Below are 12101 nucleotides of genomic sequence, written 5' to 3'. Positions count from 1 at the left end.
CTCCAGGGCCGTCTCCAGGCGCGGCGACAGCAGCAGCGGCTCCAGACGCGGGACGAACAGGCCCACCAGGGCGGCGTGGGCCAGGATCCCCAGGACCCCGGCCGCGACCAGGGCGGTGGCGGCGGTCCCGCGCATCAGCAGCGCCGCGCCGACACCGCCGGCGACCAGGAACAGCGCGGCGGTCAGGACGGTCATGGGCAGGTCGCCCGGATCGCCATGAGCCGTGTAGAGATAGGCCACGAGACCGGCGAGCAGCACCCCGGCCAGGGCCGACAGGACCGCGCCGATCGTCCGCGAAACGCCGCCGAGGGGGATCCGGACGCTGGCGGCCATCAGCATGGCCAGGGCGGGCAGGGCGGGCAGGGTGTAGTGGGCCAGCTTGGTCGGCAGCAGTTCGAACAGCAGCCAGGTCGGGATCAGCCAGCACAGGGCGAAGCGGACGCCGGCTTCGCGGCGGCCCGTCCAGCCCAGGGTCAGGCCGGCCGGCAGCAGCAGGGTGGCCGGAAAGACCAGCAGCGCGGCCAGCAGAGCGTAGCTGCCGAACGGCGCGCCATGGCTTTCCTGGCCGCCGGCCAGCTTGGGGGCCAGGTCGCCGGCCACGGCGGTCGACCAGAAGGTCCCGTCGGTCGCCACGGTGATCATGGTGGCCCAGGGCGCGACGATGGCGGCGAACAGGATCAGGCCCCAGCTCCAGCCCAGGTTCCTGGCCCACGGGGCCTTGCGGTCCCAGGCCCACAGCGACAGGCCAGTCAGCAGCACGACCATCAGCCCGACGGGCCCCTTGATCAGGGCCGCCATGGCCAGGCCGACCCAGAAGGCGACCTTGGTCCAGCGATCGGACGTCTCGCCCGCCAGGCTGGCGACATAGATCCGCGCGAAGGCGGCCATGGCCAGGGTGGTGAAGCCGCACAGGGCCGCATCGGTTTTGGCGATGAAGGCCTCGGTCGACAGCAGGAAGGTGGCGCCCAGGATCGCCCCGGCCAGCAGGCCGGTGCGGGGTCCCAGCAGCGCCGCCGCGCCCCAGGCGCAGGCCGCCGCCGCCAGCATCGCGCCCAGCAGGGACGGGATGCGATAGGCCCAGATGCCGCGATCCTCGGGCGCCGAGAGGGCCGTGACGCTCAAGGCCTGCAGCCAGTGGATGCCGACCGGCTTCTTGAAGCGCGGCTGGTCCTGGAACTTGATCACCACCAGATCGTCGGTCTCGAGCATCTGGGCGGTGGCCTGGGCGAACCGCGACTCGTCGCGATCGAGCGGCGGCATGGTGAACAGGCCGGGCAGACCGGCGACCAGGGCGACCAGGGCGGCGAACAGCGGGCCGCGCCAACCGCGGCTCCAGTCATCGAGGCGAGATTCAAGCGTCATGGCTGCTGGAATAGCACGATCCTTTCGGAAGAGCGCGATAGCCGAAAGTGGACACCGGTTTCGGCGGTGATCGCGCTCTAAGATGTTGGATTCGAGCCCGTTTATCCTTTTCAAACCGAGGGGTTTGAAAAGGGCGGGCTCGACGCGACTTTTCCGGTATTAGAAACAGATGACCGCGAGCACCGCCCCAGCGCCCGATTTCTCGATTGTCGTTCCCGTGTTCGACGAGGGCGGCGCCGCGCCGGCCCTGGCGCGCGAGATCGCCGCCGCCTTCGCCGGCGAGAACCACGAAATCATCTTCATCGACGACGCCAGCCGCGACGACACCAAGGCGCTGCTGGTCGCCCTGAAGGCCGAGATTCCGCAGCTGCGCGTGCTGTCGCATCGCAAGAATTCAGGCCAGAGCCGGGCGGTGCGCAGCGGCGTGCTGGCGGCGCGGGCCCCGATCGTCATTACCCTGGACGGCGACGGCCAGAACGATCCCGCCGACGCTCCGCGCCTGGCCAGGGCCCTGGCGGCCGCGGCCCCCGAGGTGGCCCTGATCGGCGGCGAGCGCGTCAAGCGCCAGGACAGCTCGGCCAAGCGCTGGGCGTCCAAGCTGGGCAACGGCGTGCGCAAGCGCCTGCTGAGGGACACCGCCAACGACACCGGCTGCGGGCTCAAGGCCTTTCGCCGCGAGGCCTTTCTCCGGCTGCCCTATTTCGATCACATCCACCGCTATCTGCCGGCCCTGATGATCCGCGAGGGCTATCAGGTCGACTTCCAGCCGGTGAACCACCGCCACCGGGAAAGCGGCGTGTCGAAATACACCAATTTCGGCCGGCTCAAGGCCTCGGTCTCGGATCTGCTGGGCGTGATGTGGCTGCAGTCGCGGCTGCGCAATCCGCTGGGCGTCGACGAAGCCTAGGGCCTTTCGCGGGCCGGCTCGCGCGTGGGGCGGCGCCAGCTTCACCTCGGACCGAAATACGGTTAATCCTAGCGCGCCGTTCAAGCGGCTCTAGGGGGAAGATCATATGTTCGCCGCGTTCCGCTGCTGGCCCTGCGGTGCTGGTCTATAATCTCATCGTCCTGACGGTCGCCGGCGGCTTCGGTTCCGAGCGCCTCCAGCGCCTCAGCGAGCAACTGTTCACGATCCACATGACCTCGCGGGCCGAGTGGGTGGTCAGCCTGGGCGACCTGCTGCTGGCCGGGGCCCTAGTGGTGCTGTTCGTCGAGCTGCTGAAATCCACCACCAGCCGCAAGATCGCGATCATCAACCACTCGCTGTCGATGGTGCTGTTCATCGTCTGCCTGGTCGAGTTCCTGCTCGCCCCGGCCTTCGCGACCTCGGTCTTCTTCCTGCTCACCGTGATGGTGCTGCTGGACGTGCTGGCCGGCTTCATCGTCACCATCGTCGCGGCCCGCCGCGATGTCGACTTCGGTGACGCGAACTAGGTCAGCGCGATTGGCGTGGGAAAAGGTCTACACCGTCGACGACGTTCACGACGGCCCCCGTGCCGGCATCGCCGATTTTCGAGGTTGTCCGCACGTCTACGAGCTAGTCTTTGATGACGATATCGATGAATTCACGAGTCAATATCGTCTCGCCGAAGCGTCGCCAGAGCTGTTCGATCTTGCGATGGAGTCCTGGGCTATTTGGCTGCGATGGGCGGCGGCGTTTCAAAGTGGCGAGGTCGTCAGTGACGCCGGCGATGGCTTCGGCGCATTGGCTGAGGATCAGCAGCGACGAGATCAGCTGCGGGTGTCGATCGGGGATCGTCTAAGGGTCGGTGAAAGCGCTAACGTGGTGGCGCGAGCGCAATTTCGAGGCCAGATTTCACCTTGGGCCGATGACCTTGAGGTTTGCTGGCTGATCGAAGAAGGCGATAGGCCCTAGGTCAGCGCCGAGAAGATCAGCGTCACCAGAGCGATGTCGAAGAAGCGGATGATGATGGTGAACATGACGCGGGGCTCGCTCGAAGGGTCTTCACCTTCGATTAAGCAAGACTGGCGCCAAGCCGGCGTCTCGCTTTAGACGCCGCCTATGGCCCTGTTCTTCGATCGCCTCTGGTATGACGCCCGCCTGGCAGAGCGCGGCGTGGGGCGAGCGGTTCTGGCCGCCGTGGCCGGCATGAGCCCGGCCGAGCTGGACCTGGCCTTCAAGGACCAGCGCGAGCTCTCAAAGACGGAAGTCGCGGCATTCGCTGAACTTTTGGGCGTGTCGGTCGCCGAGGCCGCCTTGCGGGCCGGGGTCGGCGGCCATGCCCTGTCGCCGGTCGGGCTCGACCAGAAGGTCGCGGATCTGGAAGCGCGGGTGGCGGCCCTCGAGGCCCATCTGGCTCGGCTGAAGCCCTAGATCTCGGTCTTGCGGATCACGCCCGCCCGGGGGCGGCGATCGGAATCCCCGGAATATTCCGTCCCGAGATAGGTCGAACGCGCCGCGTCGAGCACTTCCTGCCCACCGCGCAGCCCGCGCTTCTGGCCGCTTTGACCCATCAGGTGGGCGGCGAAGGTGGCGAAAGCCCCGCGACGGGGCGGAGGCGGCGACGAGCGACCGGGCTGCTCATCGCGCACGAACACGACCTCCTCTTCGCCCTCGTCCACCGATGCGTGGTCGGAGGAGGGGGGGCGGTCAGCGCCCGGCGGGCCGAGGGCGTGCGCGAGATGGGATCGATCGGGCCGTTCATGGTCCCGACCCTAGAGCCGGGACCGTTAAGAACGCATGGGCCGGCGTGGTTAAGGCTTGGTGGCCAGCTTCTCGATCTGGGCCTGCATGGCCTCGAGCTGACGCTTGAGGTCGGCCAGGGAGTCCTCGCTCGGGGCCGGCGCGGCGGCGGGCGCCGCCGTCTCGGTCGCGGCGGGCGCCGAACCGTCCTCGGGCCGGGCATAGGCGAAGGGCGAGAACATCTTCATGGCCCGGTCGAACAGCGCCATGTTCTGGCGGATCTGCTCTTCATAGACCCCGACGCCGATGGTCGGCATCTTGGCCGGGGTCAGGGCGCTGGGCGCCAGGCCCGCGAACTGACCGCGCATGCGTTCCTGCTGCTTGGTGAAGCTTTCCAGCGACATTTCCAGATAGCTGGGCAGGAAGGCCTGCATCGAATTGCCGTAGAAGCCGATCAACTGCCGCAGGAACTGGATCGGCAACAGGTTCTGGCCGCCGCCGCGATTTTCTTCCTCGAAGATGATCTGGGTCAGCACCGAGCGGGTGATGTCGTCATTGGACTTGGCGTCATAGACGACGAAGTCGACGCCCTCCTTGACCATGTCCGACAGGTGTTCAAGCGTGACATACGAACTGGACGCCGTGTTGTAGAGGCGGCGGTTGGCGTATTTCTTGATGATGACGCGCTGACCGCCGTTTTTTTCGCCGGGCTTGAGCCCCGCGGGCGTTTCGCCGTTTTCGGTGTTCTCGGACATTTCGTTCCCTAGGACAGCGTTGTCCCTGTCTTTTCGCATTGCACTATCGCGAATGCAAAGGCATGGCGCCAGTGTCGCGAGCACTTGGAACGCGCAACATCCCGTGAAAATGTGTCGGTGACGAACCTCGTTCGTTTCGGCATGGTGCTGCTGCACCGCAAAAACACGGGCGCCGCAACTGCGAAGCGCCTGGATCTTCGTCTTGGGAGCCTCGCCATGAGCGACATCGTCATCGTCTCCGCCGTCCGAACCCCGGTTGGCTCGTTCCTCGGCGCGCTGTCCAGCTTGCCGGCTCATGAACTGGGCAAGATCGCCATCCAGGCGGCGGTCGAGCGGGCGGGAATCACCGCCGCCGACGTCGAGGAGGTCATCCTCGGCCAGGTGCTGCAGGCCGGCGCCGGCCAGGGTCCGGCCCGCCAGGCCGCGGTCAATGCCGGCATCCCGGTGACCAGCCCGGCGTGGAGCCTCAACCAGCTCTGCGGTTCGGGTCTGCGCGCCGTCGCTCTGGGCGCTCAGCAGATCGCCAATATCGTGGTGGTCGGCGGTCAGGAGAGCATGAGCCAGGCGCCCACGCCCAGAGCCTGCGCAACGGCCAGAAGATGGGCGACCTGGCCCTGGTCGACACCATGATCAAGGACGGCCTGTGGGACGCCTTCCACGGCTATCACATGGGCCAGACCGCCGAGAAACATCGCCAGCCGCTGGCAGATCACCCGCGAAGCCCAGGACGTCTTCGCCGTCGCCAGCCAGAACAAGGCCGAGGCCGCCCAGAAGGCCGGCAAGTTCACCGACGAGATCGTTCCGGTCACCATCAAGGGCCGCAAGGGCGACACGGTGGTCAAGGACGACGAGTTCATCCGTCACGGCGTGACGCTCGACGCCATTTCCGGCCTGCGCCCGGCCTTCGCCAAGGACGGCTCGGTCACCGCGGCCAACGCCTCGGGCCTCAATGACGGCGCGGCCGCCCTGGTGCTGATGAGCGCCGACGAAGCCAAGAAGCGCGGCCTGACGCCCCTGGCCCGCATCGCCTCCTGGGCCAATGCCGGCGTCGAGCCTGACGTGATGGGCACCGGCCCGATCCCGGCCAGCAAGAAGGCCCTGGAAAAGGCCGGTTGGAGCGTCGCCGACCTCGACCTGGTCGAATCCAACGAAGCTTTCGCGGCCCAGTCGCTGTGCGTGGTCGGCGAGTTGGGTCTGGACGCGTCCAAGGTCAATGTGAACGGCGGCGCCATCGCCATCGGCCACCCGATCGGCGCCTCGGGCGCGCGCATCCTGACCACCCTGCTGCACGAGATGAAGCGCTCGGGCGCCAAGAAGGGCCTGGCGACCCTGTGCATCGGCGGCGGCATGGGCGTGGCCATGTGCGTCGAGGCCGTCTGAGGCCCTCTTTGACACCCCTCGCGCCCGTCGCTTGACGGCGGGCGCGGCGTTTTCGGCAAAAGAACAAGAAGTCCAGGGAGAGATTTGTATGGCGAGAGTTGCGTTCGTGACCGGCGGCACCCGCGGGATCGGTAAGGAAATCTGTCGGCGCCTGGTGGCCGACGGCATGAAGGTGGCGGCCGGCTATTCCGGCAATGACGCCGCCGCCAAGGCCACGGCCGACGAGCTGGGCGTGATGGTCGTCAAGGGCAATGTCGGGTCGTTCGAGGACTGCGCCCGGGCCGTCAAGGCCGTCGAAGCCGAGCTGGGCCCGATCGAGGTGCTGGTCAACAACGCCGGCATCACCCGCGACGGCATGCTGCACAAGATGACCTACGAGCAGTGGTCGGAAGTCATTCGCGTCAACATGGATAGCGCCTTCAACATGACCCGCCCGGTCATCGAAGGCATGCGCGACAAGGGCTGGGGCCGGATCATCAATATCAGCTCGATCAACGGCCAGAAGGGCCAGATGGGCCAGACCAACTACTCCGCCGCCAAGGCCGGCCTGATCGGCTTCACCAAGGCGCTGGCCCTCGAGAACGCCAAGAAGGGCGTCACGGTCAACGTGATCTGCCCCGGCTATATCGACACCGAAATGGTGGCGGCCGTGCCGGAAAACGTCCTGGCCCAGATCATCGCCGGCATCCCCGTCGGACGCCTGGGCAAGGGCGAGGAGATCGCCGACATGGTCTCGTTCCTGGCCGGCGAACGCGCGGGCTTCGTGACCGGCGCCACCCTGACCCTGAACGGCGGACAGTATATGGCGGCTTGACCAAAGGGCTCCCGCCGGCTGGATTGCGCTCGGCGGGAGCGTTTGGCTTCGGGGACTAGGCGTATCTGGGGCATGCGTGGCGACAACAAGATGTTTCGCGTCCAAGATTCGCCCCGATCGCGGATCATGACTGCCGCATGAAGAGTTTATCGGTGGAGATGTCTGCGCCTGGAGGCTGCGCGTTCGTTCTGGCCTTGGCCCTGGCGAGCATCGCCGGGCCGGTCGCGGCGCAGGCCACGCCGCACAATCTTCGAGACGCCCTGTTCGGCAGCCGCGGCTCGGCCGAATCGCGCAAGCCGATCGCGCCGCCCGTCGCCCGCTACGTTTCCGAGGCCGGCGCGACCTTCGTGCTCGACCGACAGACGCCGCAACCGTTGCTGAAGTTCGAGAACAGCTCCGAGGTCTGGGTGCTGTCGCCGCATCCGGCCCCGCGCGGCGACGTGATCTACAAGAACGAGATGGGCGAGTCGGTCCTGCGGGCCAGCAAGCTGGGCGGCATGACCCTGTTCACGGCCGAACGCCCGACCGGCGCCGCCGCGGCCCTCGCCGGGCGGGCGTCTTCCATCCAGCCCCCGGCGGTGATTTCGGTCAACGCCCTGTTCCAGCGCCTGCTTCAGGCCAGCGCCCGGGCCAGCCGCGCCGCCCAGCGCCCGGTGCGCTTCGAGACCGTTCAGGACGCGACGCCGGAGACCTCGGTGCTGGTCGCCGACGCCGCCACGGTGACCGCCGAGGCGTTCGAACGGATGGCGCGCAACGGCGACCGCGGCCTGCTGAGCGGCATCGCGCGCGTGCTGCTGGCCGAGGGCGCCAAACCCGGCGCGGTGCTCAAGAACGGCGGCCTGACCGTCACCTATGCGCCGGGGCGTGGTCTGGCCGGGCGGCCCTCCTCCGAGCGAATCATCCAGGTTGTTGACCGCTGAGCGTCGGAGCGGGCGAGCGATCCCGCAAGCTGTTGACGCACGAGAGAAATTCCCCTCGCATGCAAGACAGGTCTGGGGCTTGATATGCGACGGTTGATCGGCGGCGACTGGGTACGAAGAGCGGCGGGCGTGGCGCCGCGCTGGAGCATCGAGCTCGGCGTGACCCTGATGTGCATCGGGCTTTCAGGCCTGGCGCGCGTGGTGCTGGATCAGTTCGCTCCGGGCGCCTTGCCTTTCGGCCTCGTCTATCCCGTGGCCCTGCTGGCGACCTTGCTGGCAGGTTGGCGCGCCGGCCTTGCGACCCTGATCGTGGCGGGGGTGGGCGCCTGGTATTTCGTCCTGCCGCCCCGGTTCAGCTTCGCGCTCACAGATCACCTGATGGCGGTCAATGTGGGGGCCTTCTTCGTCTCAGGCGCGGTTGAAGTGGCGCTCGCGGCCATCATGATGGCCGAGCTTCAGGCCCGCCTGGCCGAGCGCGACCTGCTGCTGCGGGAGGTCGACCACCGGGTGAAGAACAATTTCCAGATGGTCGTCTCCCTGCTCGAACTGCAGGCCTTCAAGGCGGAGGATCCGGCCTTGAAGGCGGGTCTCGCCGACGCCGCCCGGCGGGTCATCGGCGTGGCGCGGGCCCATCGGCGGCTCTATTCGGCGGGAGCCAGCAGCGAGTCGATCGACCTGGGGGCCTATCTGGGCGCGCTCTGCGAGGATCTCGACGACGCGGGGCTCACGGCCGGGGCGATCGCCATCCTCTGCGAGGCGGAGCCCTTCCATATCAGCCGCGACCGGGCCGTCGCCATCGGCGCCATCGTCAATGAACTGGTCACCAACGCCCAGAAACACGCCTTCGTCCCCGGCGATTCGGGCGAGATCCGCATTGTCCTGCGGGTCGAGACCGGCGGGGCGGCCCTGACCGTTTCCGACAATGGTTGCGGGTTGCCGGACGACTACCAGAGCCGCAGCGGCCTGGGTCATCGTCTGATGAGCGGCCTGGTGCGCCAGGCCGAGGCGAGCCTGACGACCAATCCCGGCCCCAGCGCCAGCTTCACCCTGAAGCTGACGGTCTAGGTCTCGGCGCGAGGTCGGCGGGTTCAGACCGCCGTGCCGCCCACGGTCAGGCCGGTGATCTTCAGTGACGGCTGGCCGACGCCCACGGGCACGCCCTGGCCGGACTTGCCGCAGACCCCGATGCCGGGGTCGAAGGCGAAGTCATTGCCAATCATCGTCACCCGGGTCAGGGCGCTTGGCCCGTCGCCGATCAGGGTGGCGCCCTTGACCGGGGCGGTGATCTTGCCGTCCTCGACCAGATAGGCCTCGGTGCACTGGAAGACGAACTTGCCGTTGGTGATGTCGACCTGGCCGCCGCCGAAATTGGCGCAGTAAAGGCCGCGCTTCATCGAGGCGATCATCTCGGCCGGATCGTCCTGGCCGGCCAGCATGCCGGTATTGGTCATGCGCGGCATCGGCATGTGGGCGTAGGACTGCCGACGACCATTGCCGGTGGCCTTCATGCCCATCAGTCGGGCGCTCATCCGATCGTGCATATAGCCAACCAGGATGCCGTCCTCGATCAGGATGGTGCGTTCGGTGGGCGTGCCTTCGTCGTCGATGGTCAGGGACCCGCGTCGACCGGCCAGGGCTCCGTCGTCGAACACGGTCACGCCCTTGGCGGCGACCCGCTCGCCGATCCGGCCCGAGAAGGCGCTGATGCCCTTGCGGTTGAAGTCGCCCTCCAGGCCGTGGCCGACCGCCTCGTGCAGCAGCACGCCGTTCCAGCCAGGGCCGAGCACCACGTCCATTTCGCCGGCCGGGCAGGGCACGGCGTCAAGATTGACCAGGGCCATGCGCAGGGCCTCGTCGACCTGCTCCTGCCACCTGTCGGGGCTGATCCAGGCGGCGAAGCCGGCCCGGCCGCCGGCCCCGGACGATCCGGCCTCGCGCTTGCCGTCCTTCTCGACCGTGACCTGGACATTGACCCGGACCAGCGGGCGGACATCGCGCAACAGGCGGCCGTCGGCCCGCAGGATCTCGATCACCCGGCGTTCGCCGGACATCGAGGCCATCACCTGAACCACGCGCGGATCGCGGGCCCGGGCGAAGGCGTCGATTTCCTGGAGCAGGGCGACCTTGTCGGAGAAGGCGGGCGACGAGACGGGATCGTCCTCGCCATAGTGCCGCTCATTGGTGGCGCGGGGGGCCTCGGCGCTGACCCCGGCATAGCCGCGGCGGGCCAGCTTGGCGGCGTCGGCGGCCCGGCCGATGGCGGCTTCAGAAATCTCGGCGGCGTGGGCGTAGCCGGCGGTCTCGCCCGCCACCACCCGCAGGCCGAAACCCTCGCCCGAATCATAGGAGGCCGACTTCAGCCGGCCGTCGTCGAAGACGAAGGATTCGCTTTCCGAGCGTTCGATGAAAAGCTCGCCGTCGTCGGCCCCGGCCAGGGCCTCGCCGAGGATCTGGCGGGCGCGTTCGGGATCGACGCCGGCGGCGTCCAGCAGGGAGGGGGCGATGAGGGGAACGGTCATCCGCCATAGGTAGGCGCTTCGACCGCTTCCGTCATCACCCCCCGCGCGGGTTTGCCGCTACCAGGACTGACGGACGTCCCCGGAGCCGGCCACGTTGGTGGTCAGGCTCGACGGCTTGGCCAGCAGGGAGACGTCGCCGCTGCCCGCCAGATCGACCACCACCGCGCCCGTGGCGTCGACCTCGGCCTCGCCGCTGCCGGCCAGGCGGATACTGGCGTCGCCGACCGTCAAGCCGCTGAGATCGGCTTCGCCCGAGCCGGCGATGGCCAGGGTCAGCTTGCCGGTCTTGCCCTCGGCGACGGCGTCGCCGCTGCCGTTGATGGTCAGGGCCAGTTCGGGCTGATCATAGGCCTTGATCGCCAGGTCGCCGCTGCCGTTGAGGGTGATCGCCCGCACGGCCGGAGCGGTGATGGCGATCCGAAGGCGGTCGCGATCGCTGCGCAAACGGATTCCGCTGTCGTCGATCGTCAGGGTGTGGTCGCCGCTGTCGGCGTCGAGCCGCACCCGGCCGCCCTCGACGATCACCCGGTCGACGATCGCCTTGGGTCCGGTGATCACCATGCCGGGCTGCGGGCCCTGGGTGAAGGTCACCTCGGCCGGCACGTCCAGCTGCAGGCTGTCGGCGCCCGTCCAGGCGACGGTGCGGGAGATTTCCGGCGAGGCGTCCTGGCTGACGAGATGGTCGCCGGGCTCGATGCTGAAGGTGTCATTGGCCTCGTCGACATGGACGCGCCAGTTCATCGGCATCGTCCAGTGGCCCTTGGCGAGGTCGCGGCCCCCGAAGGCGGCGGCGCCGGCGAAACAGCCGACGGCGAGCACGAAGCTGGCGACGGCGATGATGGTCAGGTTGCGGATCATGCCGGCCCCCTCAGACTTGCGTTTCGATGGCCGGCTTCAACAGCCGGTAGTGCAGGCGCCCGTACCAGACCAGGGCGTTGACGAGGCCGATGGTCACCAGGGTGGTGACCGCGCCGATCGAGGTGGCGCCGGCCATCATGCCCAGGCCGCCCAGGAAGGCCGTCGCCGGTCCGCCCGGCAACTGCGCGAACGGTCCTGCGGCGAACACCACTCCGCCGGCCACGAAGATGCCGACCGCGGCCAGGAAGAAGCCGAACAGGGCCCCCAGCACGCCCATCAGGATGGGCAGCAGAATCAGGATGTCGATCGCGCCGAGGCCGAGGACGGCGAACACCGCGCCGGCGGCGGCCGAGGGGTTCTTGGCCTCTTCCCAGCGCTTGAGGCCGGCCTCGGCCCGCTGCTCGCGCGCCAGACGGGCGGGATCGCCGAGGGCCGAGGCCACTTCGGCCTCGGTGCGGCCGGCGGCCAGACCGTCGGCGAAGTGAGCCTCATAGTCGGCGACGATGTCGGCGATCGCGGTGGCCGGCAGTCCGGCCAATCCGCGCTTGAGGCGGGTGAGGAATTCAGCGCGGCTCATGCGGCGGCTCCCAGAATGTCATCCACGGCGCGGGTGAAGGCGGCCCACTCGGCCTTTTGGGCCGTGAAGCTGTCATGACCGGCGGGGGTCAGGCGATAATATTTGCGCGGGGGGCCGCTTTGGGATTCGACCAGATAGGTCTCGACCAGGCCGTCCGACTGCATGCGGCGCATCAGCGGATAGATGGTCCCTTCTCCCATATCGATGCCCTTGGCGAGCGTGCTGGCGATCTCGTAGGCGTAGTTGTCGGCCCGCGAGAGCAGGGCGAGCAC

Annotated in this window: 13 protein-coding genes and 2 pseudogenes; 8 read left to right on the top strand and 7 right to left on the bottom strand. The window is 68.2% G+C overall.

Features of this window, described 5'->3' with window-relative positions; all coding sequences use genetic code 11:
- Positions 1 to 1362, bottom strand: a 1362-nt coding sequence (locus tag CSW58_RS03850) for a glycosyltransferase family 39 protein (protein ID WP_099446377.1), incomplete at its 3' end; no start/stop codon positions are given.
- Positions 1363 to 1531: 169 nt separating this feature from the next.
- Between CSW58_RS03850 and CSW58_RS03845 the strand changes: the two genes are divergently transcribed.
- From CSW58_RS03845 to CSW58_RS03830, 4 genes and pseudogenes are all read left to right on the top strand, one after another.
- Positions 1532 to 2269, top strand: a complete 738-nt coding sequence (locus tag CSW58_RS03845; RefSeq protein ID WP_099446376.1) for a glycosyltransferase family 2 protein — start codon at positions 1532 to 1534, stop codon at positions 2267 to 2269.
- 123 nt (positions 2270 to 2392) lie between these two features.
- Positions 2393 to 2796 (top strand): annotated as a pseudogene (locus tag CSW58_RS03840) (hypothetical protein).
- 10 nt (positions 2797 to 2806) lie between these two features.
- The gene (locus CSW58_RS03835) at positions 2807 to 3238 is read left to right on the top strand and encodes a hypothetical protein (RefSeq protein WP_099446375.1); all 432 of its coding nucleotides are present in this window, start codon (positions 2807 to 2809) and stop codon (positions 3236 to 3238) included.
- A 147-nt stretch (positions 3239 to 3385) separates the two neighbouring features.
- Positions 3386 to 3697: a DNA-binding protein gene (locus CSW58_RS03830; protein ID WP_099446374.1), complete on the top strand. Its 312-nt coding sequence runs from the start codon at positions 3386 to 3388 to the stop codon at positions 3695 to 3697.
- Here CSW58_RS03830 and CSW58_RS03825 read toward each other — a convergent pair.
- Positions 3694 to 3945: a hypothetical protein gene (locus CSW58_RS03825; protein WP_236627634.1), complete on the bottom strand. Its 252-nt coding sequence runs from the start codon at positions 3943 to 3945 to the stop codon at positions 3694 to 3696. The two genes, CSW58_RS03830 and CSW58_RS03825, sit on opposite strands and share 4 nt — an antisense overlap.
- Before the next feature lie 132 nt (positions 3946 to 4077).
- Positions 4078 to 4761, bottom strand: a complete 684-nt coding sequence (gene phaR, locus CSW58_RS03820) for a polyhydroxyalkanoate synthesis repressor PhaR (protein ID WP_099446373.1) — start codon at positions 4759 to 4761, stop codon at positions 4078 to 4080.
- 216 nt (positions 4762 to 4977) lie between these two features.
- On the opposite strand from phaR, the pseudogene CSW58_RS03815 reads away from it, so the two are divergent.
- From CSW58_RS03815 to CSW58_RS03800, 4 genes and pseudogenes are all read left to right on the top strand, one after another.
- A pseudogene (locus tag CSW58_RS03815) lies at positions 4978 to 6141 on the top strand (acetyl-CoA C-acetyltransferase).
- Between the two features lie 88 nt (positions 6142 to 6229).
- Positions 6230 to 6955, top strand: coding sequence for a beta-ketoacyl-ACP reductase (locus CSW58_RS03810; protein WP_099446372.1), 726 nt, complete (start codon positions 6230 to 6232; stop codon positions 6953 to 6955).
- A 137-nt stretch (positions 6956 to 7092) separates the two neighbouring features.
- Positions 7093 to 7875, top strand: coding sequence for a DUF4908 domain-containing protein (locus CSW58_RS03805; protein WP_236627633.1), 783 nt, complete (start codon positions 7093 to 7095; stop codon positions 7873 to 7875).
- A gap of 84 nt (positions 7876 to 7959) precedes the next feature.
- Positions 7960 to 8940 carry a sensor histidine kinase gene (locus CSW58_RS03800; RefSeq protein ID WP_099446371.1) on the top strand — a complete coding sequence of 327 codons (981 nt, stop codon included), beginning with the start codon at positions 7960 to 7962 and terminating at the stop codon, positions 8938 to 8940.
- A 23-nt stretch (positions 8941 to 8963) separates the two neighbouring features.
- Here the strand turns inward: CSW58_RS03800 and tldD are convergent, their stop codons facing one another.
- From tldD to CSW58_RS03780, 4 genes are all read right to left on the bottom strand, one after another.
- Positions 8964 to 10394, bottom strand: coding sequence for a metalloprotease TldD (gene tldD, locus CSW58_RS03795; RefSeq protein ID WP_099446370.1), 1431 nt, complete (start codon positions 10392 to 10394; stop codon positions 8964 to 8966).
- A gap of 57 nt (positions 10395 to 10451) precedes the next feature.
- Positions 10452 to 11252 (bottom strand): GIN domain-containing protein, encoded by an 801-nt coding sequence (locus tag CSW58_RS03790; protein WP_099446369.1) that lies wholly within the window; start codon positions 11250 to 11252, stop codon positions 10452 to 10454.
- 10 nt (positions 11253 to 11262) lie between these two features.
- Positions 11263 to 11829 (bottom strand): DUF1700 domain-containing protein, encoded by a 567-nt coding sequence (locus CSW58_RS03785; RefSeq protein ID WP_099446368.1) that lies wholly within the window; start codon positions 11827 to 11829, stop codon positions 11263 to 11265.
- Positions 11826 to 12101, bottom strand: a 276-nt coding sequence (locus CSW58_RS03780) for a PadR family transcriptional regulator (RefSeq protein WP_099446367.1), incomplete at its 5' end; no start/stop codon positions are given. The genes CSW58_RS03780 and CSW58_RS03785, both read right to left, overlap by 4 nt.

Source organism: Caulobacter sp. B11, assembly GCF_002737765.1.
Classification (GTDB): Bacteria; Pseudomonadota; Alphaproteobacteria; order Caulobacterales; family Caulobacteraceae; genus Caulobacter.
This window is presented reverse-complemented; position numbering and strand designations above follow the sequence as displayed.

What these genes read in the sequence shown, in the direction of transcription:
- CSW58_RS03805 (WP_236627633.1), top strand. Translation starts at nt 7,093, where the DNA reads ATGAAGAGTTTATCGGTGGAGATGTCTGCGCCTGGAGGCTGCGCGTTC.
- CSW58_RS03790 (WP_099446369.1), bottom strand. Translation starts at nt 11,252, where the DNA reads ATGATCCGCAACCTGACCATCATCGCCGTCGCCAGCTTCGTGCTCGCC.
- CSW58_RS03800 (WP_099446371.1), top strand. Translation starts at nt 7,960, where the DNA reads ATGCGACGGTTGATCGGCGGCGACTGGGTACGAAGAGCGGCGGGCGTG.
- CSW58_RS03830 (WP_099446374.1), top strand. Translation starts at nt 3,386, where the DNA reads ATGGCCCTGTTCTTCGATCGCCTCTGGTATGACGCCCGCCTGGCAGAG.
- CSW58_RS03810 (WP_099446372.1), top strand. Translation starts at nt 6,230, where the DNA reads ATGGCGAGAGTTGCGTTCGTGACCGGCGGCACCCGCGGGATCGGTAAG.
- CSW58_RS03785 (WP_099446368.1), bottom strand. Translation starts at nt 11,829, where the DNA reads ATGAGCCGCGCTGAATTCCTCACCCGCCTCAAGCGCGGATTGGCCGGA.
- CSW58_RS03845 (WP_099446376.1), top strand. Translation starts at nt 1,532, where the DNA reads ATGACCGCGAGCACCGCCCCAGCGCCCGATTTCTCGATTGTCGTTCCC.
- phaR (WP_099446373.1), bottom strand. Translation starts at nt 4,761, where the DNA reads ATGTCCGAGAACACCGAAAACGGCGAAACGCCCGCGGGGCTCAAGCCC.
- tldD (WP_099446370.1), bottom strand. Translation starts at nt 10,394, where the DNA reads ATGACCGTTCCCCTCATCGCCCCCTCCCTGCTGGACGCCGCCGGCGTC.